Here is a 21,272-nt window from a genome sequence, read left to right as displayed (position 1 = left end):
TTACAAGTAATGAAACTTATATTTTTTAGTGTATTTACGCTACTCTTTACGATAGCTACCACTGCACAAAACGAACATGAATTTGTTAGTATACAAGAAAAAGTAACCGGAAAACGCGTGGAGCTTTTTGCCATAAACACAAATGATATTGCGTATGATATTTTTTTAAAAGTAGACGCTATTGGTTATCGACGAAGTAGTGCAAGACCAATTATAAAAAATATTCCTGCACATTCTAAAATTAGAATGATAACGCTTGTTAAACTTGTAAACACAGAACCTAGTTACAAATATACTTTGGTTGTAAATGAAGTTAGCTTTGATTTAGCGATGCAAAAAGATGATACCGGTTTAAATTTTAAAATAGATAAATCTTTAAAAGCTAAAACAGTGACGTTATTTACTAAAGACAATTGTTTATTATGTAACCAAACAAAGGACGTTCTGGCAAATAATAAAATAAATTATAAAGAGTTTAATATCGATCAAGATTCTACTTATTTAGTGCTCCTAATTAAAGAATTTAAAAACAACAAGGTAAATTATAAAACGCACGCACCAGTTTTAAAAATGGATGATTCGCTGTACACAAATATCAAAACACAAAAGCAATTAATTGAAACGCTGCAAGAACATTATAAATAGAATAAATTAAGTCTATAAAAAAAGCACCATTTTAAAATGGTGCTTTTCTATTAATATATTTTATAATTTAAATATGAGATTCTTCGTTATACTCGGAATGACATCTATCCTTTTTATTAGATCTCGCGATTTGAATCCCAAGCTTCTAAATAATCTTTAACCGCTTTTACAAACTGACCTCCAAGCGCTCCATTAACCACTCTATGGTCATACGAATGTGACATAATCATTTTGTAACGAATACCTATAAAATCTCCTTCTGGAGTTTCTATAACTGCAGGCATTTTACGTATTGCTCCTAAAGCTAAGATACCAACTTGTGGTTGGTTAATTATAGGAGTCCCCATAATACTTCCAAAAGTACCAACATTAGTTACTGTATATGTTCCACCTTGAATATCGTCTGGTTTTAATTTGTTTTCGCGAGCTTTATTAGCCAAGCTATTTACTTGCTTCGTCATACCAACCAAATTTAATTGATCTGCATTTTTAATTACAGGCACTATTAAATTACCATTTGGTAAAGCTGCTGCCATACCAAGATTGATGTTTTTCTTTTTAATAATAGTATCTCCTTGTAAAGATATATTTAGCATTGGAAAATCACGAAGTGCCTTTGCAACTGCTTCCATAAAAATTGGTGTAAAGGTTAAGTTTTCACCTTCACGCTTCATGAAACCGTCTTTTACTTTCTTTCTCCAATTCCAAATTTTAGTTACATCTGCTTCAATAAAACTTTGTACGTGCGCACTTTTTTGCACAGACTCTACCATGTGATGTGCAATTAATTTGCCCATTCTGGTCATTTCTATAATTTCATCTTCTCCACTAACTACTACCGGAGCAGCTTCTGCTTTTGGTTTTGCACCTTTACTAGCTGTAACTGCTACACCATTAGATTGTGCTGGAGTCACGCTTGTAGATTGTTGCGTACCTTTATTTTGTAAATATGTTAAAATATCATTTTTAGTAACACGTCCTTCTTTTCCAGAACCTGGAAGTGCATCTAATTCTGCCTGCGCAATTCCTTCTTTTTTCGCTATGTTTTTCACTAAAGGCGAATAAAAACGCTCTTCACTAGAAGTTACAGTAGCAGTTGTTCCTTGGGCTGCAACTACCGTTTGAGCAACCTCCTTAACAGCTGGCATTGAAGCTTCCTCCTTTACTTCTTCTACTTTGGTAGCAGAAGTCGCTGTAGAAGCGCTAGCTTCTGTTTCAATAATAGCAATGGTTTGTCCTACTTGCACAACATCATCTACATTAAATAGTATTTCGACTAGAACACCATCTACTTCACTTGGCACTTCACTATCTACTTTATCTGTAGCAATTTCTAGAATTGCTTCATCTTCTTCGATAGTTTCTCCAACCTGTTTTAACCATGAGGTAATTGTTGCTTCTGCAACACTCTCTCCCATTTTAGGTAATTTTAGTTCAAATCTTGCCATATCTATAATGTAAACCTTAGTTTTTATTTTTGTTTTGCAAAATTAATAAAAAAGGAATGATTTCTTTCCATATTCATTAAAAATTAACAAAGCTTATTTTTATTAAAAATGAAGGATTTCTCCTCGGTTTTGCGAGTCGTTACTTCCAATGATAAAATTAGCTCTTTTTGGAATAATTTTAAAAGTATGCGTATTATTTTTTTGCAGATCTACTATATGCGCTATAATTTCTTTATAACTCATGGTATTTGCATCAAAAATCACTTCCGCATTTTCCTTAACCTCTTTCGCATCCGTTATTTGATATGCATCCACTGGGAAGTTTTTCAGAAAAACAGGATCCTTCTTATAAGAAAAAACAGCATAATTATTTACCGACTTTACAGCAACTGCTGGAGCCTTTCGAAACCGTATTGCAAACTGAATACCTAACCATACTATTGCGTCAAAAAAAACATTGCTCTTAAAATGCTTTTCATAAAAAATCTGCATGGCACCATAAAAACGTTTTGCATATTCGGCGTCTTTTAGAGTGCTTTCTCCTTTATAATGTATAATTGTAGTTTCGCCAAAATAATAATTTTGATATCCTGCTTTTAATATTTTATACGACAAATCTACATCTTCACCATACATAAAATAATCCTGATCAAAACCTTTCACTTCATTGTAAACACTACGTTTCATAAACATAAATGCACCAACGAGAATATCTATTTCACCGACTTCATTCTCTTTTAAATGATTGGAATAATAGTGTTTAGAATTCCCGATCATTTTTTGACAAGCGACTTTTACAACAGGAACATTACGTTTACTTTCTGGAAGAAAATTTCCGCTTCCATCGATTAAGCGACATGCAATGGCGCCAAGTTTTTCCTGCTTATCCGCAAAATTTAAAAGTTTGGTAAACGTATCTTCAGCAACTACGGTATCTGGATTTAGGATACAGATATATTCGCCTTTAGCTTGCGCTACTCCAATATTATTTCCTGTTGAAAAACCGGAGTTCTCTTTATTCTCAATTAGTTTTACCTGCGGATGGTTTTGCTTTACCATAGCACAACTATCATCTGGAGAGTTATTATCTACCACAATAATTTCTGCATCTAGATTTACAATTGCAGCTTGTACACTTTGAAGACATAGGTCTAGAAAATAGCGTACATTATAATTTAATATGATTATAGACAGTTTCAAATGAAAAATTTATGATTTTAGAGAAGCTTCAAACGGAATTCTATTAATAATACTTCTTCCAAGTGTAATTTCATCTGCATATTCTAGCTCATCTCCTACAGAAATTCCGCGAGCAATAGTAGATGTTATTACTTCATAATCTTGAATTTGTTTAAAAATATAAAAGTTAGTGGTATCGCCTTCCATAGTAGAACTTAAAGCAAAAATAAGCTCTTTTACATGACCCAATTTTACTTTTTCTACTAAAGAGGTCACGTTTAAATCATGAGGTCCAACACCATCCATTGGTGAAATCTTTCCTCCCAACACGTGATACAAACCTCTAAAAGAACTTGTATTTTCTATTGCCATAACGTCTTTAACATCTTCTACCACACAAATTAACTCTTGATTTCTGTGCGGATTTGCGCATATTTCACACAAATCGACATCACTAATATTATGGCAAGACTTACAAAACTTAATCTGAGAGCGCATATTTTCTAATGCTCTAGACAGCTTTAAAGTTTGTTCTTCCGGTTGTCTTAACAAATGTAAAACCAAACGTAAGGCCGTACGTTTACCAATTCCGGGTAATTGTGACATTTCGTTTACTGCGCTTTCTAATAGTTTTGAAGAAAATTCCATTATGGCGAATTTAATATTTATTATCAACTTGTTTGAGTATCTTTTAAAGTAATTTGTATTTTGCTCACTTTAAATAAATTTTATGTCCGCTACACAAATTATTTTACTCATAGCAGCCTATTTTGGAGTGCTTATTTTAATCTCCTATTTTACTGGAAAAAAGGCTGGGAATGATGCGTTTTTTAAAGGGAACAAACAATCTCCTTGGTACGTCGTTGCTTTTGGAATGATTGGCGCTTCGCTTTCTGGCGTAACCTTTATTTCGGTTCCTGGTTGGATTGAAGCTTCACAATTTAGCTATATGCAAGTTGTTTTGGGATACATTGTTGGTTATGCCGTAATTGGTACGGTCTTACTTCCTTTATACTACAAATTGAACCTTACTTCTATTTACACCTATTTGGAAGAACGCTTTGGTAATTATGCATATAAAACGGGCGCTTCCTTTTTTATAATATCTAGAGTTATTGGTGCCAGTTTCCGATTGTTTTTAGTTGCTAATGTTTTACAAATTATTTTGTTCGATGCACTCGGAATAGAATTCTGGCAAACGGTAACTATTACGGTACTATTAATTTGGCTCTATACATTTAAATCTGGAATAAAAACCATTGTTTGGACGGATACTTTACAGACTTTATTCATGTTAGTCGCTGTTGGTGTCGCTATTTATTTTGTTAGTGATGCATTGGATTTAAACGGAAGCAACGTCTTAAGTTTTGTATTAGATAGTGATTTAAGTAAAACTTTCTTTTTTGATGATTTTAAATCTGGAAACTACTTTTGGAAACAATTTATTTCTGGAGCATTTATAGCTATTGTAATGACTGGTTTAGACCAAGATATGATGCAAAAAAATCTAACTTGTAAAACATTAAAAGACGCACAGAAAAACATGTTTTGGTTTACTATTGTATTAACTATTGTAAACTTTATCTTTTTAAGTCTTGGTTTATTATTAACGGTTTATGCACAACAAAACGGTATTGATGCACATAAAGACGACTTATTTCCTATTCTAGCCAAAAACCATTTAGGTGTTGGTGTATTTGCTTTTTTCCTTTTAGGATTGATTGCTGCTGCTTATAGTAGTGCCGATTCTGCTTTAACTTCTTTAACCACTTCTTTTAGTATTGATATTTTAGATATCGAAAAGAAACACAGTCCAGAGAAACAAGTACACATAAGAAAACGTATTCATATATTGATTTCTATTGTTTTAATACTTGTAATTGTTTCTTTTAAATACATCATTAAAGATGCCAGTGTGATTGCAAAACTTTTTGTTTTTGCGGGATATACTTATGGTCCGTTATTAGGTTTATATGCTTTTGGTTTATTTACAAAATGGCAAGTGAAAGATAAACTGGTGCCAATTATCGCCATCCTTTCTCCTATTCTATCCTATATAATAAGTGTGAATAGTTTAAAGTGGTTTGGATTTGAATTTGGATTCTTTATCCTAATCTTAAACGGATTTTTAACCTTTCTAGGATTATTTCTTATTAAGAAAAAATAGTCCTTAATTAATACTGTTTCGTAGAAAGTAAAACCAAAGTACAAGCTTCTTCAAAAGCAATATTATTTTCTTTTAAAATTGCATAAAATTCCGGATTCTCGGTTCCTGGATTAAAAATAACACGATTAGGTTTTAAAGAAATGATATAATCGTAATACGCTTTTTGCCGTGTTGGATTTAAATATAAAGTCACGGTATCTAATCCTTCATATGGCTTTAAAACAGTATCTATAATTACTCCAGATTCTTCGCCTGCTTTCATACCAAAAGCAACGGTTTCATGTCCATAATTCACCAATTTTTGCAAAGCCATATTCGAGTATCGATTCGGTTTTAATGAAGCGCCAAATACCAATGTTTTCTTATTCATATATTCTTATTTTCAAAATGTTAAATTTTGTTAACTACTGTATAAAACAGTAACAAGTTGTAAAAGTAGTCGTCTATACTAGTATTAACAAACATCAATCAATCAAAAATCAATTCACCAATGAAAAAGCTAATCACTATTTTCTTGTTATTGTTAGCACTTACAATTCAAGGACAAACCGCAACACCATCTTTACTAAAATCTGCAACCCTTACAGGAAAAGTAATAGACGCAACATTAAACGAACCCTTACCTTATGTAACCATTGTTATTAAGGATAGCACAGGAAAAATAATTACTGGAAGTATTACAGACGATAATGGCGATTTTAAAGTTTCCGATATTCCTTTAGGAAAAAACTTTGTAAGCATCCAGTTTATAGGTTATAAGACAATCACTAAAGAAACGAACACTACAGCGAACAACAATAAAGTAAACCTTGGTACTATTGCATTAGAAGAGCAAACCACAGGACTGGATGAAGTTACTATTATAGCCGAAGTATCCACCATTCAGCAAAAAGTAGATAGAAAAGTAATTACTATTGGTAAAGATTTAACGACTACCGGAACCACGGCAAGTGAGATTATGAATAATCTTCCTTCGGTTAGTGTAGATAGCCAAAACGGAAACATTAGCTTACGTGGTAATGAAAATGTAAGAGTGTTAGTAGATGGCAAACCTACTAATGTTCCTGCCGCACAATTATTAAAACAAATTCCTTCTTCTTCCGTAAAAAGTGTAGAGCTTATTACAAATCCTTCCGCAAAATACAATCCCGAAGGCATGAGCGGAATCATCAATATTATACTTCATAAAAACACTAAATTAGGTTTTAATGGAAGTATCGATTTAGGTTTACGAAAAGAAATTAATGCCAACTTTAATAGTGCTATTAATCTAAATTACCGAAACGGAAAATTTAATTTTTACGGCAACTATGGTAATAGCTATGGCAAAAACAATAACGACGGACAAATAGATCGATTTGACGATAACACAAGACAGTTATTTGCGATACGTGATAAGGGAAAATCGCACCTGTATAAAGTTGGTGTAGATTACTATATAAATGACAGAAACACCTTTTCTATCTATACCAATCAAAATATTTATGATGGCACAACGCAAGGTATTACACAGGTACTTTATTTAGATAATAACGAAACTAATTTTGGTCAGAAATTCATTAATACTGGCGACAATAAAACCTCCACATACAACAGTTCGTTTAAACACGATTTTAAAAAAGAAGGACATAACCTCGTTTTAGAAGGAGATTACAGTACTTATAATGGTGATGAAATAGCGGACTTTAGCTTTTCTAATGCGCCAAAATATAAAGACTTGGTAGATGACAAAAGAACAAATACGCTTTTAAACATAGATTATACGAATCCATTATCGGAAAACACAAAACTAGAAATTGGCGCAGAATACCGATTAAACAAATCAGAAAATGAATACAACACGAACAATACCAATTTCTTTGATTCGAACTATGCATATGAAAGAACGATCTATTCCTTTTATGCCACTTTTGGAAAAACCTATGAAAAATGGTCGTATCAAGTTGGTGCTCGTGTAGAGCAGTACGATGTAGAAGCTAATTTTGTACAAGACACACAAGACAATGCAAAGTTTACAGATGACCAATTAAGTGTTTATCCTTCGGCTTTTGTCACCTATAAACCTTCCGATGAGAACAGCTACCAAGTAAGCTTTAGTCGTCGTGTAGACAGACCAGGATTAGGCCAAATTAATCCGATTAGAGAATGGAGCACACCAAGATTAACCTCGGTTGGTAATCCAGAATTACAGCAACAGTTTACCAATTCGATCGAGTTTAATTATACTAGACAATTAGAAAAAGGAAGCATTACCGCAGGAACATTTTATAGAAATATAAAAGACGAAATTAACAGAGCGGTATATTTAGACCCAGAAGATGCCAATAGACTTTTATTAACCTATGATAATTTTGACAAAAATGCAGCTTATGGTTTTGAAGCTTCTAGCAACTACAGACCAGCAAAATGGTGGAATATTAACGCAAGTGCAGAATATTATTTCAAGAGTGTGAAAGGTGTTGTAGAATTGGAGAATGTGGATATAAATAATACCAATTTCAATATTAGAATGAACAACAACTTTAAACTTACTAAAAAATTAAGCTTTTCATTATTTGGTATGTATCGCGGCGAAGACGAAGGTTTACAGTTTAAAACAAAACCAATGGTACTGGTAAATACCGGTTTACGCTATACTTTCTTAGATAACAAAGCGACTTTAAGTTTTGGCTATAATGACATTTTCAATACGATGAAATTTGAATTTGATCAAGAACGTCCGTATCCTACGCATGGCGAATTTAATTGGGAAAGTAATGCTTGGCAAGTTGGCTTGAACTACCGATTTGGAGGCGGAAAATATAAAGCGTTAAGTAGAAAACAAAGAGATAATAACGAAAAATCTGGTGGCGGATTTATATAAAAAAATAAAAGAAATTTAATAACCTTCATAATAGTTGATGGTTAGTGTTAATGTTTGGTTATTAAATATAGAAAACCCAAGGTGTCATTGCTTTGGGTTTTTGTTTTTTATTATAATAACTGTTAAAATTCGTTAAAACCTGACTACCAACACAATAAAAGAAAAAACATTACGTTAAACTCAAACAACTACCAACTATTATATTATGTTTGAATTAGTCTTTTAATAAAATATATTAATTGAAGTTATTGTTATATTTAAATTAACAATAAGAAAAAATCCGAAATTGCTAAGTTTTCGGATTTTTTTTATGGCTTCCAATGAAACCTAAATTATTATTATTTTGGATTCTATAATAAGATTCTTGCTTTGCAAGAATTTTACCATTTAATAATCACACTTCCCCAAGTAAAACCACTACCAAAAGCAGCAAGTACTACCGTATCTCCTTCTTTTATTTTACCTTCTTCCCAAGCTTCCGTTAAAGCAATTGGTATAGATGCAGCGGTTGTGTTTCCGTATTTTTGAATATTATTAAAAACCTGATCGTCCCGTAAGCTAAATTTTTTCTGAATAAATTGTGCGATACGTAAATTAGCTTGATGCGGGATTAACATATCGATCGCGTCTTTACCCAATCCGTTTTTCTCTAAACCTTCCATAATCACTTCGCTAAAACGAACTACTGCATTTTTAAATACAAATTGTCCGTTCATATGTGGAAAATAACTTTCGTCATTAGGGTCATTATCCGCAAGAATATCATTCACCCAACGTGTTGCCATTCCTGGCGCTATTAGTGCTAATTCTTCGGCATGTTCTCCTTGACTATGTAAATGTGTAGATAAAATTCCTTTACTATTATCTTCTTCTCTAGTTAAAATTGCAGCTCCTGCGCCATCACCAAAGATCACCGAAACGCCTCTTCCTCTTGTTGTTTTATCTAAACCATGCGAATGTAATTCACTTCCTATTACAAGGATGTTTTTATACATTCCTGTTTTTATAAAATTATCTGCAACTGCAATAGCATATACAAATCCAGAGCATTGATTTCTTACATCTAAAGCGCCAACCGTTTTAATATCTAAAGCATGTTGCACTTGTACTCCTGGACCAGGAAAATACATATCTGGACTTAAGGTTGCAAATACAATAAAATCGATATCGTCTTTATCAATTCCTGCGCGTTCTATAGCAATTTTAGCAGCTTTCACTCCCATTGTTGCTGTAGTATCTCCAGAACCGTCTTTTACCCAACGTCTCTCTTTTATTCCTGTTCGTTCTTGAATCCAAGCATCGTTGGTATCCATCATTACAGACAAATCATCGTTTGTCACCACATTATCAGGAACGTAGTGACCAAGTCCTATTATTTTAGAATTATACATAAGTGCTATTAATTAAAATCTAAATCCAATGGTATTGTTAATATAACAATATTAGGAGCCGCAATTTAATCATTAAAAGTAGTATTCTTAAGATATTTAATTTTTAATATGAATTTAACAAAACATATGGAAAGAGCAGACCTACGACTACTAATTATAGACGTGTTATTTTAGAAGTTATGGATAACCTGAACTATTGCATTATGCTTTAGCTTCTATTTTACTCATTGCATGTTCTGAAATTGCTGTAATAGATAAAGATGGGTTTACACCCGGATTTGCAGAAATCATCGAACCATCACAAACCAACATATTTTTATATCCAAAAACGTTATTGTGTTTATCAATCACACCTTTAGATGCATCTTCTGCCATAACCGACCCTCCCAAAATATGTGCAGTGGTTGGTGTTCCTAATAAAGAGTCTGTAAAATTAGCGTACGGAATTCCGTTTACTTTTTGTGCAACCTTTTTCCCTAATCCCATAGCCTCTGGAATAAAAGCACTTGGTTTTGCTCCAGACTCTGTAACGGTTTTCATTTTGGTAAACTTGCCTAATTTAATTTGTAGTGTACTATCTAAGGTTTGCATAAACAAAAGAATGGTGGTTCGTTTTGCATAGTTTTTTGAAAAGATAGTTTTAAAAAAACGGGAAGGTTGCTTAAAAAATAATCCTATAATTCCGAGAAATCGAAAAAGTGCAAATTTATTATGAATGGTTGGTATGGTGAGAGCTTTAGTAAAACTAGAACCTTCGCCATAACGAACGGGTTCTAAATGACTATTTTCATCGGTATGTAAAATAGAACCAATAGCAATTCCTTTAGAAAAATCTTTTGGGTTTTTATCTGTAGAAGTCACCAATAACAAAGATTCATTATTGGTTCGAATATTTTTCCCTAGAGCATCCGACAAGTTTGGTAAAGATGCTACTTTCAGTTTTAATAATAAAGGAACAGTCCCCATAACACCTCCTGAAAAAATCACGCCTTTGGCTGTAACACTAGCTTTATTTTTTTTGCCCATACTCGACTTATAATCTATTTTATAACCATCAGAACCATCTTCATTTCCTAAAACAGAAACATTATAAACTTCTTTTTCGGCTATAATTTTAGTTCCTAATTGTTGCGCTAAATGCAAGTAATTTTTATCCAAAGTATTTTTAGCATCATATCTACAACCGGTCATGCAAGCACCACAAAACACACAACCAGTTCTATCTGGACCTTTACCATTAAAGTACGGATCTGCAACTTTTTTTCCGGCTTCTCCAAAATACACTGCTACTTTTGTAGCTTCAAAATGCGCTTCTTTACCAATATCTTTGGCAAGGTCTTTAATTAACAAATCGGATTCGTATAATTTCGGGTTGGTAGCCGCTCCTAACATTTTATATGCAGTATCATAAAACGGTTTTAAATCGTTTTCCCAATTGCTTAAATTGGCCCAACTTCCTGTATTAAAAAAATCTGTTTTAGGTATAGGCAATGTATTGGCATATACTAAAGAACCGCCTCCAACTCCAACACCTGAAAGTACTGTAACGTGATTTAAAAAAGTCATTTTAAAAATACCATACAGACTTGCTCGAGGCTCCCAAAGCCATTTTTTTAAATGCCAATTTGTTTTTGGGAAGTCTTTGCCTACAAACCATTTTCCTTTTTCTATAACCAGTACTTTATAGCCTTTTTCAGAAAGTCGCAAAGCAGATACAGATCCTCCAAAACCACTTCCAATAATGACGTAATCGTATTCTAATTCCACAATGAGATTCGTTTTTTTATAAAACTAAAGCTATTATTCCTTATTTCAGACTTTTTTAAATGGAATTTCAAGATGTCAGTTTGTCACTTTTATAGTATTGGCATTTTTGTTGACTATATCATTTCAAGCAAATTAATAATAATATTTCGTCAAATCTATTTGCGGTTTTTACCGAAGTACCGAGAACTTCTCGATACACTTTTCGCTAAATTCCAAACACTCGAAGTGACGGAAAACAAAAAACATAACAATGGCAAAAGGAAATATTAATGTTTCGGTTGAAAACATTTTCCCATTAATAAAGAAATTTTTATATAGTGATCACGAAATATTTTTACGTGAGCTTATAAGTAATGGTACAGATGCAACTTTAAAACTGAAGCATTTAACAAGTATTGGAGAATCTAAATCAGAATATGGAAACCCGATAATTGAAGTAAAGATTGACAAGGAAGGAAAAAAACTTCATATTATCGATCAAGGATTAGGAATGACTGCAGAAGAGGTTGAAAAATACATTAACCAAATTGCTTTTTCTGGAGCAGAAGAGTTTTTAGACAATTATAAAGACGCCGCAAAAGATTCTGGAATTATTGGACACTTCGGATTAGGTTTTTACTCTGCCTTTATGGTAGCAGAAAAAGTAGAACTTATCACGAAATCGCATAAAGAAGGAACAACTGCTGCACATTGGACTTGTGATGGTTCTCCTGAATTTACTTTAACGGAATCGGATAAACAAGATAGAGGAACAGAAATCATATTGCATATTGCAGAAGACTCTACAGAATTTTTAGAAGAAGCTAGAATTAGTACTTTACTTTATAAGTATAATAAATTTATGCCTATTCCAATTAAATTTGGAACGAAAGAAATTAATGATCCAGAGCATACGCCTGCAACTACAAAAGACGCGGAAGGAAAAGAAACTACAGAACCTCAGAAAAAAATTACAGTAGATAATATTATCAATAATCCGAATCCAGCTTGGACAAAACAACCAGCAGATTTAGATGATGCAGCGTACACGGAATTTTATCGCGAATTATATCCTTCGCAATTTGAAGATCCATTATTTCATATTCACTTAAATGTGGACTATCCTTTTAATCTTACCGGAATTTTATATTTCCCAAAGATGACGAACGATTTAAACGTTCAAAAAGACAAAATCCAACTATATCAAAATCAAGTGTATGTAACCGATAATGTGGAAGGAATTGTTCCAGAATTTTTAACCATGTTACGTGGTGTAATTGATTCTCCAGATATTCCGTTAAACGTTTCTCGTAGTTATTTACAAGCAGATGGAGCAGTAAAAAAGATTTCGTCTTACATTACTAGAAAAGTTGCAGACAAATTAAAATCTTTATTTAATGCGAATCGTAAAGATTTTGAAGCGAAATGGGATGATATTAAAATTGTTATTGAATACGGAATGCTTTCGGAAGATAAATTCTTTGAAAAAGCAGATGCATTTGCATTATATCCTACGGTAGATGGAAAATTCTATACGTATGATGAATTATTCAACAAAACAAAAGCGAACCAAACCGATAAGGACGGTAAATTAATTATTCTTTACGCTTCAAACAAAGACGAGCAACACAGTTATATTGAAGCTGCAAAAGCGAAAGGTTACGAAGTATTAATGTTAGATTCTCCTATCGTTTCTCATTTAATTCAGAAATTAGAAAGCTCGAAAGAAAACATTTCTTTTGCTCGTGTAGATGGGGATCATATTGATAATTTAATCAAGAAAGACGAAACTACCATTTCTAAATTAAGTGAAGACGAAAAGAAAACTTTAGACGAATTATTGAAAGAAGTAATTCCTTCTGATAAATTCATGGTACAATTAGAAGCTATGGACAGTGCGGCTTCACCATTTATGATTACACAACCAGAATTTATGCGCAGAATGAAAGAAATGCAGCAAACTGGTGGTGGCGGAATGCAAATGTTTGGTAACATGCCAGAAATGCATAACCTGATTGTAAATGTAAATTCGGATTTGGTAAGTGAAATTTTAAGCACCAAAACCAAAAAGAAACAAGAACGTTTAATTACGCAAAGTTTAGATTTAGCCAGACTTTCTCAAGGTTTACTAAAAGGAGAAGAATTGACTAACTTTATTAAACGTAGTTACGAGATGATTAAGTAATTCCCATCCCTAATCCTTCCCAAAGGAAAGGGACATTAAATGTGATTGCGAGTCGTTTTTTAACAACGAAGCAATCTCTTTAAATTACCTAAAATAAAAAACCACCTTGCTAACATCATGTTTACAAGGTGGTTTTTACATTAAAAAGTATAACAACAAAAACTAGAGCAATACAAGTTGATGAAGTATATAAAATATCTGTTTACTTTCCTTCTTGTTTTCGGACTGACGGTTAATTCGTGTTCTATATATTCTCCATTAAATTCTAAAAACTATCATCAAGTCTCTTCGGTAAAGACTCGAAAAAAAATAAATCGTAAACATTCAAAAGTATATGTTTATGCTAAAAAAATACGTTCTAAAAAAGCAGAAATTGCAAGAATTACATATCGTAATCTACGAGATGCGTATACTACACAAATACAAATTCTTTTAAAATTACGAATAACGCTTTATAAAAAGATAGATTCTAAAATAGCGGAAACCGTTTTTTTAAACCAAAGAACCACTTCTAGCACTATAGATTCATGTTTATACCTAGCCTAGAGCCCATTTACGATCTACGCTAGTACCATGATAAAAAAATGTATAATCCTTTATCATTACTAAAATGTATAAACAAAAAAATAAAACCGTCTTGGAGAAATTCAAGCACATTGCCTATTGGATAAAAAGAAAATTATTTTTAATCCTTGCCGCACTTATGATTGGCATGTCGAACGGCATTTATAACGAAGAAAAAAACGTTAAAAACAATCAGATTCAAACAGAACAACAAGATAAAAAAGAGTAAACAAACATCGAAATAATCTTTTTATAATTCACAAAAAAACCACCTTTCGAGGTGGTTTTTTTATTACTTATAGGTATCAAAAAAAATAAGTTTACTTTGGTTATGAACCTGTATAGTTAACAAAAGTGCGTGAATCATAACACCTTTAGAATACCTAGGTGTTTATTTGGCATCAAACCAAAAATCTACAGCTACTTTTTCTGCTCCTGCATCAGATCGTTGCGTATCTTGGCCTCTCATTCCGCCACGACCTCCTCCATTTCCGCCACGGCCACCGCCATTTCCACGGCCTCCACCACCACTTCGCATTCCTTGGTCTTGACTTTGACCTCTATCTTTACTATTAGATCCTTCTTTTTTATTAGCAACAACGCCTATGGATAATTTAGAAAAATCAGTGTTTTCTTTTGAAGCTATTCTATATTTTGGAATTTTAACTGAAAATTCAAATAGTTGATTCGAGTTTGTATACTTCGTTTTAATCGCAATGTCTAAACTATTTAAGTCCTTATTAAAATTTTGACTTACTTTAAAAGAACTATACGCTGCCTCTGCAGGTAATTTTTCAATCATGCTATTTAAATCTATAGCATTTGGATCCATATTTCGTGAACCTTGTACAAATTGTTTTGGTTCGTTACCAGTTGGATACTTAACGTAGACATTCTTTTTTTTCTTTCCTTTAATGTCATAATAAATGGTAAGACCATTTCTAATTATTGACATTGCAGTCTTTTTATCCGTCGTACTTACATTAAGGTGCACATAATTGCCGTCTTGTGAAACTTTATACAAAACTTTTTCATTGCTTATTTGCGTAGTATCTGCTGGAAAACTTTTTTTATTGGATGCTAAAGAATTAAAACTTATAAGTGCAAAGAGTACGATTATTAAATATTTCATTTTTGTTAAAAGTTAGATTTTAAAATTTATAGTATGGTATAAAGACTATTAAAATTTAGAAAGGTTTAATCCTTAAAAAATTAAAAATTAAAAAAAGACGAAAACTATTTAGTTTTCGTCTTCAGGTTGGATTAATTTGGATTGGTATTTCTCTAAAAATTTCTTTTGTCTAGTAATCATTTGCTGTCTTATTTTATCGATATCCATAAAGTCTGACCCAAAATCACTTCCAAAAAAACCATCATTAAAGAAACGTTTGCTAAAAAGGGAATCTAGTGAAAAAACAGATTCAAACCCTTGACTTTCAAACATCGAAATAATCTTTTTATAATTCACAAAAAAACCACCTTTCGAGGTGGTTTTTTTATTGACTTATTGATAAATATTAGGCAAATTCGTTTCGCTTTCCGTATAGGTTACTATAACGGATTTAGAACATTTAGCTATTCGTGCGTTTTAAAGATATTTTGTTAAACAATACACCCAATGGCAATAAAAAAAACCATTTCACGACATAAGAATATGACAAGATTTATAAAAAAGAATAAGTTAGAAATTGGTTTATCTCCTGACGATTTAGTTTTTAGAGGGCAAATAAAAACGGACCAAGTATTACTAAGGATTATTGACTTTGACGCAAAAAATTTAACGGAAGATGATGTACAAACAGTCAAAGAAGTTGGCGAGTTCCAGTATAAAAACACAGTTACTTGGATAAACGTCGATGGTCTTCATAATACGTTAATAATGCAAGAAATAACCTCTGTATTTAACCTAGACACCTTGGTTATGGCAGAAGTTTTAAATACAGACGCTAGACCAAGAGTTATTGAGTATGACAATTGCACCTTAATAACAGTTAAGATGTTAAGGCTAGACGAAACCACAGGAAAAACGATAGTAGAAAACCTAAGTTTAATTCTCACAAAAACAGTTTTAATTTCTTTTCAAGAACAAAAAGGAGATGTATTTGAGCCAGTACGAGAAAGAATTAGAAAGCAAAAAAAGAGGATTCGTAATGGAGGTACCGACTATTTAACATTTGCCTTATTAGATATTGTTGTCGATAATTATTTATACGTTATAAGTGTATTAGGAGAAAAAATTGAAACCTTAGAAGAAAACCTTTTACTGAACCCGAATAAAAATATTATTAACGAAATTAATAACTATAAACGAGAGTTAAACTTTTTACGTAAAAGTATCAAGCCTGCCAAAGAAATGATTTTTTCATTAGCTAAAACAGATTCTGATTTTATAACAGAAAGCACCTATCTTCATTTCAAAGAACTGGAAGATAACATTAGCCAAGCCAATGATGCTTCAGACGATTATCGTGAGATATTATCCGACCAGCTTAATATTTATCACACCACCATAAGCAGTAAGCTTAATGATATAATGAAATTTCTTACTGTATTTTCAGTAATATTTATTCCATTAACTTTTATAGCTGGAATCTATGGAACCAACTTTGAATATGTTCCAGAACTTTCTTATAAATATAGTTATTTCATAATGTGGATTATAATGATCTTAGTTGCAATAGGCATGCTGTTATTTTTTAAAAAGAAAAAATGGTTTTAATAAAATAGATTCATCTTATATTTCACGAAGCATATTTAAAACTGTCTTTCGAGGTGTTTTTTTTATTGGCTTAGTGAGAAAAAACAGTTAGATTTCGTTTCCGTTTTATCTAACGTATTTAAAACAAGTTTATATTTCTCACACTTTATATTACCATTATATTATATGAATAGATTACTAGTATTAATCCTTTTAGTTTTAACAGGCTGTAAGTCGTCTCACACAAACTCTGAAAATGAAACTTCCACTAGTTTTGAAGGAGAAATAAAATTCGCTATTACAATTACAACTACTCAAAAAGCTTCAAAAAACCTACAACAGAGACTTGATGATAGATATGGAGATAGTTTATATATGTATTATTCTAAAACAGGGGATTTTAAAAGACAACATATAAATACGGGCAAAAATGGTATTGACGCACAATATTATAACGCAAATAAGGGAAATGTAATTATCACCAATAAAGAAGCTCGAATAGTAAAGGAATTAAATGTAATGACAAATTCATTAAAATTTTTAAGCAAAAGAAAAATTGACAATGAGAAAATCATGGGTTTAGATTGTGCATGTTATGAATACCTAACTATTTGGAAAAAAAAGAACGTAGATGTAACTTTAAATTATTGCTTTAGTTTAGATAGCCCAGAAATTGATCCTGAATTATTTTCAAAACACAACGATTTCTTTTTGAATACATTTTATGAATTTACTAAAAGACCATACTTAAAATATTCTATGGAGACCGATCAGTTCAAATTATCTTATTCTGCTGTGGAATTAAGTGAGAAGCAAATTAACAAGAAAACTTTTGAAGTGAAATAAATTTTATTAAAGTATTTAACTAAAAAACAATTCTATTACCTTTGCGCCAACCATAAACTATGCCTTTCACTTTATTATCTTCGCCTTTACAGGGTTTTACCGATTTTCGTTTTCGGAATGCACAAAACAAATATTTTGGAGGTATGGATACTTTTTACGCACCTTATATTCGTTTAAACGGAAAGCTAAAAATAAAGTCTTCGTATGAACGCGATTTACTTCCAGAAAACAATACAACGCTAGAAGTCATTCCGCAAGTAATTACCAATGATGCGGAAGAATTTTTATTCGTCGCAAAATATGTACAAGATCTTGGCTATAAAGAACTCAATTGGAATTTAGGTTGTCCGTATCCAATGGTTACCAATCGCGGTATGGGTTCTGGACTCATCTGCGATCCAAATAAAATAGACCATATTTTAGAGCGTGCGCATAATGAAACCGATATTCTGGTTTCTATGAAAATGCGAATGGGTTATGAAAACAGTGAAGAAATACTCCACACCTTCCCTATTCTAGATAAGTATCCGCTTAAAAATGTTGCTATTCATGCGCGTATTGGAAAGCAATTATACAAAGGTGGCGTCGATTTAGAGGCTTTTCAAAAATGTATTGATGTTGCAAAGCACAAACTGTATTACAATGGCGATATTACGAGTGTAGATCAGTTTAAAAAAATGCGAGAACGCTTTCCTAGTATTGATCATTTTATGATTGGTCGCGGATTAATTGCGGATCCTTTTTTACCGAGTATGATAAAAAACGATACGCTAGAATACCCTAAAAACCGATGGGAAATATTTGAGGAGTTTCATAATGAAATCTATCAACAATACGATGCTTCTTTATCTGGACCAACACCAATAAAAATGAAAATGCTTGGCTTTTGGGAATACTTTTCCCAATCGTTTTCCAATCCGCAAAAAACATACAAAGCTATTAAAAAAGCGGGGAATCCTGTAAAGTACAAACAGGCAGTAAAAGAAATTTTAAATAAAGAAAAATAAAAACCACCTCTAGAAAGAAGTGGTTTTTTTATTATCTCATTTTTTTAAATCGATTCTGTATTAGACTCTAAAATACTAATATCTGCTTTAGCATCAACTTTATAAACAATCCTTTTAATAGCTTCCAATTGCTTGGTGTTTTTAGTAATTAAAATCAGTTTTCCTTGTGAGTCGTGATGAATCAATTTAAAGATCGTTTTGGTATAATCTTTATGTTTTAAAAAAGCTTCCTGAATACGTAAATTCTGTTTCGAAAACACAAAAACGGTCATATGTGTTGTAGACTGTTTTATATAATAAGCTATCGTTTTGCTAATAGCTATAATTGCTGCAATACTATATGCTGCCATGGTAAAATCTTCAAAAACTAAAATCCCTAAGAAAATAACAACACCATCAACCATTAAAATAAGTTTGCTATATGGAAGCTTTATTTTGGTAGCCAAAATTCGAACCAAGATATCATTTCCTCCAGTTGTAGCTCCTGCTTTCATTACCATAAAAACAGAAAAGCCTACAATAACGCCTCCAAATATAGAAGACAATAAAACATCTTCTACAAAGATTTTATTTCCAGAGAATTTTGAAAAAACATCAATATAAAAAGATACAGATACCATAGAAAAAGCAGTTTTTATACCCGTTTTTCTACCAAGCACTTTTGTTCCCCAAAGCAACAAAGGAATATTAATAAGTAAGGCTACCAACCCAATAGACATTCCTGTAAGCTTATTAATAACAATACTTAATCCTAAAATTCCACCTGGCACTATATTATGCGGAATAATAAATATTACGTAGGCAATTGCCAATACAAACGAACCTAGCAAAACATGCGTATAACTTTTCAGTTCTGTAAGTACTTGCTCTCTTTTCAACAACAATGTGATTCTTTTTATCATAACATTAGGTATAAAAAAATCCCTTTGATTTCAAATGATATCAAAGGGATTAAAAATTTAAGTTTAATTAATTTTAAAAGCTCTGATATTGAAAAATAGACAACTTATTACACATATATATACGTGTATTCTTGGCACTATTAATTAAAATCAGGTTTAAAAAATTCATTTTATTATAGGTATAAAAAAAAGCGTTCTATATAAATAGAACGCTTTTAAATATTAATTAATATATATACGCTCTAGCCTTCGAGTTTAAACATCGAATGCTTTTTACAAATAGTATTTAAGTTATTGTTTTTCATAATTATAATGCAAAGGTAAAATTATTTTGAACATACAAACCATTCTTTTACACATAATTAACTTTAACAAAAATATAATGATATAATACAGCTGTTATATTTCAAATTTCGTACTTTTTGTTTACCAAAACAAACTATCTTGAAACGATTAACAATAGGATTTAGACCTCTATTTTAGTCAAAATAAATACTATGCACGCATTGTATTTTTAAGAATTATAAATTACCTTATAGCCTTTACATAATTACCATGGACAAAAAGTTAATTTCGAAGAAAAAACCAGCGTTTCCAATAACAGAATCCCTGTCTAAATATCTTACCAAGCAAGGTAGAAACATAAAAATCCCTATTTACTATGATGATTTATTAAGGTTTCAAGGTGCTATAGAAGTTTTTGATGCGGAAGGAAATGACACCTTATGGATTAGTTGTTACTACTCCGAGCATGAACGGGAAGAAATACACCATAGCTTAAAACAAATGTATTCTATCTTACATTCCGACGGAAGTGACAGCATTTTACCGTATTTAAATATTGACAGTATTGATTTTTGCACCTTTGGTAATAGTAAACCTTTTCGTATAAAAGTTAGAAATATATTAAACGATAACTATCTTTTTCTTTATATAAAAAAGGCAGATGCATCCCGTATTTACGGCTTAGAATTAGAGGATATATTATCCCCAAATCACATTAATTTTTTAGTCCACAAAGACACTTTAATAGAAGAACATATTTCTGGAATCCCAGGAGATATCTATATAAAAGAGTATTTACATACCATTTCAGAACAGGATAAAAGAGAATTAGCAAAAGAGTTTGTTAAGTTTAATGAACGTTGTTTTGTTAGACTATTAGGAGATATGCGTTCCTACAATTATGTTATTGTAATTAGCTACGATTTTGATCGTAAACAATACCGTATTCGTGCAGTCGATTTTGATCAACAGAGTTATGAAGGAAATGTCAAGGTTTACAAACCGCAGTTTTTAAAAGAAAATAATCCGTTTGTAAAAATGAGCTTAGAGCTTTTAGCAAAAGAGTCGATAGAGCAGTATAAAAATGAAGAACGTTCCCTATTAGCAAAACGTGCAAAGAGCGAACAAAAACGTTTAAAACTCTTAATACAATGCATGAAAAAAGACAATATTTCTAATCCTGAAAAAGTTAAGGAATTAAAAACAGGATTGTTTAGTTTAACGGGGGATGTTCGATTTAAACGCGCAAAAAACATGGGCGAATTGCTAAAAGCAGCTTTAGAATTTGTGATTAGAAATTACCAAACCGGAAATCCATATATTCTAAGATAACATAACTATAATTA

At 31.8% G+C, this 21,272-nt stretch carries 18 protein-coding genes; 9 read left to right on the top strand and 9 right to left on the bottom strand.

What is annotated here, in order from left to right:
* Positions 1–9: 9 nt before the first annotated feature.
* Positions 10–645: a glutaredoxin family protein gene (locus ACVCZW_RS12930; RefSeq protein ID WP_452228165.1), complete on the top strand. Its 636-nt coding sequence runs from the start codon at positions 10–12 to the stop codon at positions 643–645.
* A 116-nt stretch (positions 646–761) separates the two neighbouring features.
* Here ACVCZW_RS12930 and ACVCZW_RS12925 read toward each other — a convergent pair whose 3' ends face one another.
* The 3 genes from ACVCZW_RS12925 to recR form a co-directional block, all read right to left on the bottom strand.
* Positions 762–2,093, bottom strand: a complete 1,332-nt coding sequence (locus ACVCZW_RS12925) for a dihydrolipoamide acetyltransferase family protein (RefSeq protein ID WP_452228166.1) — start codon at positions 2,091–2,093, stop codon at positions 762–764.
* A 102-nt stretch (positions 2,094–2,195) separates the two neighbouring features.
* Positions 2,196–3,293, bottom strand: a complete 1,098-nt coding sequence (locus tag ACVCZW_RS12920) for a glycosyltransferase family 2 protein (protein WP_452228167.1) — start codon at positions 3,291–3,293, stop codon at positions 2,196–2,198.
* A 9-nt stretch (positions 3,294–3,302) separates the two neighbouring features.
* Entirely contained in the window at positions 3,303–3,920 is a 618-nt protein-coding gene (recR, locus tag ACVCZW_RS12915; protein WP_452228168.1) for a recombination mediator RecR, read from the bottom strand.
* 82 nt (positions 3,921–4,002) lie between these two features.
* Between recR and ACVCZW_RS12910 the strand changes: the two genes are divergently transcribed.
* Positions 4,003–5,439: a sodium:solute symporter gene (locus ACVCZW_RS12910; RefSeq protein WP_452232604.1), complete on the top strand. Its 1,437-nt coding sequence runs from the start codon at positions 4,003–4,005 to the stop codon at positions 5,437–5,439.
* Positions 5,440–5,446: 7 nt separating this feature from the next.
* Here the strand turns inward: ACVCZW_RS12910 and ACVCZW_RS12905 are convergent, their stop codons facing one another.
* Positions 5,447–5,809: a CoA-binding protein gene (locus ACVCZW_RS12905; RefSeq protein ID WP_452228170.1), complete on the bottom strand. Its 363-nt coding sequence runs from the start codon at positions 5,807–5,809 to the stop codon at positions 5,447–5,449.
* Between the two features lie 120 nt (positions 5,810–5,929).
* Between ACVCZW_RS12905 and ACVCZW_RS12900 the strand changes: the two genes are divergently transcribed.
* On the top strand, positions 5,930–8,302 hold the full coding sequence (locus ACVCZW_RS12900; RefSeq protein ID WP_452232603.1) for a TonB-dependent receptor domain-containing protein: 2,373 nt from the start codon (positions 5,930–5,932) through the stop codon (positions 8,300–8,302).
* A gap of 380 nt (positions 8,303–8,682) precedes the next feature.
* Here the strand turns inward: ACVCZW_RS12900 and ACVCZW_RS12895 are convergent, their stop codons facing one another.
* Positions 8,683–9,693: a 3-oxoacyl-ACP synthase III family protein gene (locus tag ACVCZW_RS12895; protein WP_452228172.1), complete on the bottom strand. Its 1,011-nt coding sequence runs from the start codon at positions 9,691–9,693 to the stop codon at positions 8,683–8,685.
* Positions 9,694–9,894: 201 nt separating this feature from the next.
* Positions 9,895–11,460: a GMC oxidoreductase gene (locus tag ACVCZW_RS12890; protein ID WP_452232602.1), complete on the bottom strand. Its 1,566-nt coding sequence runs from the start codon at positions 11,458–11,460 to the stop codon at positions 9,895–9,897.
* A gap of 250 nt (positions 11,461–11,710) precedes the next feature.
* Between ACVCZW_RS12890 and htpG the strand changes: the two genes are divergently transcribed.
* Positions 11,711–13,624, top strand: a complete 1,914-nt coding sequence (gene htpG / locus ACVCZW_RS12885) for a molecular chaperone HtpG (protein ID WP_452232601.1) — start codon at positions 11,711–11,713, stop codon at positions 13,622–13,624.
* Positions 13,625–14,234: 610 nt separating this feature from the next.
* Positions 14,235–14,417, top strand: coding sequence for a hypothetical protein (locus ACVCZW_RS12880; RefSeq protein ID WP_452228175.1), 183 nt, complete (start codon positions 14,235–14,237; stop codon positions 14,415–14,417).
* A gap of 162 nt (positions 14,418–14,579) precedes the next feature.
* Here ACVCZW_RS12880 and ACVCZW_RS12875 read toward each other — a convergent pair whose 3' ends face one another.
* Together ACVCZW_RS12875 and ACVCZW_RS12870 are read right to left on the bottom strand one after the other, a co-directional pair.
* Positions 14,580–15,320 carry a hypothetical protein gene (locus tag ACVCZW_RS12875; RefSeq protein ID WP_452232600.1) on the bottom strand — a complete coding sequence of 247 codons (741 nt, stop codon included), beginning with the start codon at positions 15,318–15,320 and terminating at the stop codon, positions 14,580–14,582.
* Between the two features lie 108 nt (positions 15,321–15,428).
* Entirely contained in the window at positions 15,429–15,632 is a 204-nt protein-coding gene (locus tag ACVCZW_RS12870) for a hypothetical protein (RefSeq protein ID WP_452232599.1), read from the bottom strand.
* Between the two features lie 174 nt (positions 15,633–15,806).
* On the opposite strand from ACVCZW_RS12870, the gene corA reads away from it, so the two are divergent.
* The 3 genes from corA to ACVCZW_RS12855 all read left to right on the top strand — a co-directional run bounded on the left by corA (position 15,807) and on the right by ACVCZW_RS12855 (position 18,739).
* A complete protein-coding gene (gene corA / locus ACVCZW_RS12865) occupies positions 15,807–16,907 on the top strand; it encodes a magnesium/cobalt transporter CorA (RefSeq protein WP_452228178.1) in 1,101 nt (366 codons plus the stop codon).
* Between the two features lie 165 nt (positions 16,908–17,072).
* Positions 17,073–17,732 carry a hypothetical protein gene (locus tag ACVCZW_RS12860; RefSeq protein WP_452232598.1) on the top strand — a complete coding sequence of 220 codons (660 nt, stop codon included), beginning with the start codon at positions 17,073–17,075 and terminating at the stop codon, positions 17,730–17,732.
* Positions 17,733–17,791: 59 nt separating this feature from the next.
* Positions 17,792–18,739, top strand: a complete 948-nt coding sequence (locus ACVCZW_RS12855; protein WP_452232597.1) for a tRNA dihydrouridine synthase — start codon at positions 17,792–17,794, stop codon at positions 18,737–18,739.
* Between the two features lie 44 nt (positions 18,740–18,783).
* On the opposite strand, the gene ACVCZW_RS12850 is transcribed toward ACVCZW_RS12855, so the two are convergent.
* Positions 18,784–19,641, bottom strand: a complete 858-nt coding sequence (locus tag ACVCZW_RS12850) for a YitT family protein (RefSeq protein WP_452228181.1) — start codon at positions 19,639–19,641, stop codon at positions 18,784–18,786.
* Positions 19,642–20,196: 555 nt separating this feature from the next.
* Here ACVCZW_RS12850 and ACVCZW_RS12845 point away from each other — a divergent pair.
* Positions 20,197–21,258, top strand: coding sequence for a hypothetical protein (locus ACVCZW_RS12845; protein ID WP_452228182.1), 1,062 nt, complete (start codon positions 20,197–20,199; stop codon positions 21,256–21,258).
* Positions 21,259–21,272: the final 14 nt, after the last annotated feature.

This window comes from Lacinutrix sp. MEBiC02595 (assembly GCF_053601555.1).
The sequence above is the reverse complement of the archived record's forward strand: the minus strand, read 5'-3'. Positions and strand labels throughout refer to the sequence as shown.

Bases quoted from the DNA above. Each gene is read 5' to 3' on its own strand.
- ACVCZW_RS12930 (WP_452228165.1), top strand. From the start codon at position 10: ATGAAACTTATATTTTTTAGTGTATTTACGCTACTCTTTACGATAGCT.
- ACVCZW_RS12925 (WP_452228166.1), bottom strand. From the start codon at position 2,093: ATGGCAAGATTTGAACTAAAATTACCTAAAATGGGAGAGAGTGTTGCA.
- recR (WP_452228168.1), bottom strand. From the start codon at position 3,920: ATGGAATTTTCTTCAAAACTATTAGAAAGCGCAGTAAACGAAATGTCA.
- ACVCZW_RS12910 (WP_452232604.1), top strand. From the start codon at position 4,003: ATGTCCGCTACACAAATTATTTTACTCATAGCAGCCTATTTTGGAGTG.
- ACVCZW_RS12905 (WP_452228170.1), bottom strand. From the start codon at position 5,809: ATGAATAAGAAAACATTGGTATTTGGCGCTTCATTAAAACCGAATCGA.
- ACVCZW_RS12900 (WP_452232603.1), top strand. From the start codon at position 5,930: ATGAAAAAGCTAATCACTATTTTCTTGTTATTGTTAGCACTTACAATT.
- ACVCZW_RS12895 (WP_452228172.1), bottom strand. From the start codon at position 9,693: ATGTATAATTCTAAAATAATAGGACTTGGTCACTACGTTCCTGATAAT.
- htpG (WP_452232601.1), top strand. From the start codon at position 11,711: ATGGCAAAAGGAAATATTAATGTTTCGGTTGAAAACATTTTCCCATTA.
- ACVCZW_RS12880 (WP_452228175.1), top strand. From the start codon at position 14,235: ATGTATAAACAAAAAAATAAAACCGTCTTGGAGAAATTCAAGCACATT.
- ACVCZW_RS12875 (WP_452232600.1), bottom strand. From the start codon at position 15,320: ATGAAATATTTAATAATCGTACTCTTTGCACTTATAAGTTTTAATTCT.
- ACVCZW_RS12870 (WP_452232599.1), bottom strand. From the start codon at position 15,632: ATGTTTGAAAGTCAAGGGTTTGAATCTGTTTTTTCACTAGATTCCCTT.
- corA (WP_452228178.1), top strand. From the start codon at position 15,807: ATGGCAATAAAAAAAACCATTTCACGACATAAGAATATGACAAGATTT.
- ACVCZW_RS12860 (WP_452232598.1), top strand. From the start codon at position 17,073: ATGAATAGATTACTAGTATTAATCCTTTTAGTTTTAACAGGCTGTAAG.
- ACVCZW_RS12855 (WP_452232597.1), top strand. From the start codon at position 17,792: ATGCCTTTCACTTTATTATCTTCGCCTTTACAGGGTTTTACCGATTTT.
- ACVCZW_RS12850 (WP_452228181.1), bottom strand. From the start codon at position 19,641: ATGATAAAAAGAATCACATTGTTGTTGAAAAGAGAGCAAGTACTTACA.
- ACVCZW_RS12845 (WP_452228182.1), top strand. From the start codon at position 20,197: ATGGACAAAAAGTTAATTTCGAAGAAAAAACCAGCGTTTCCAATAACA.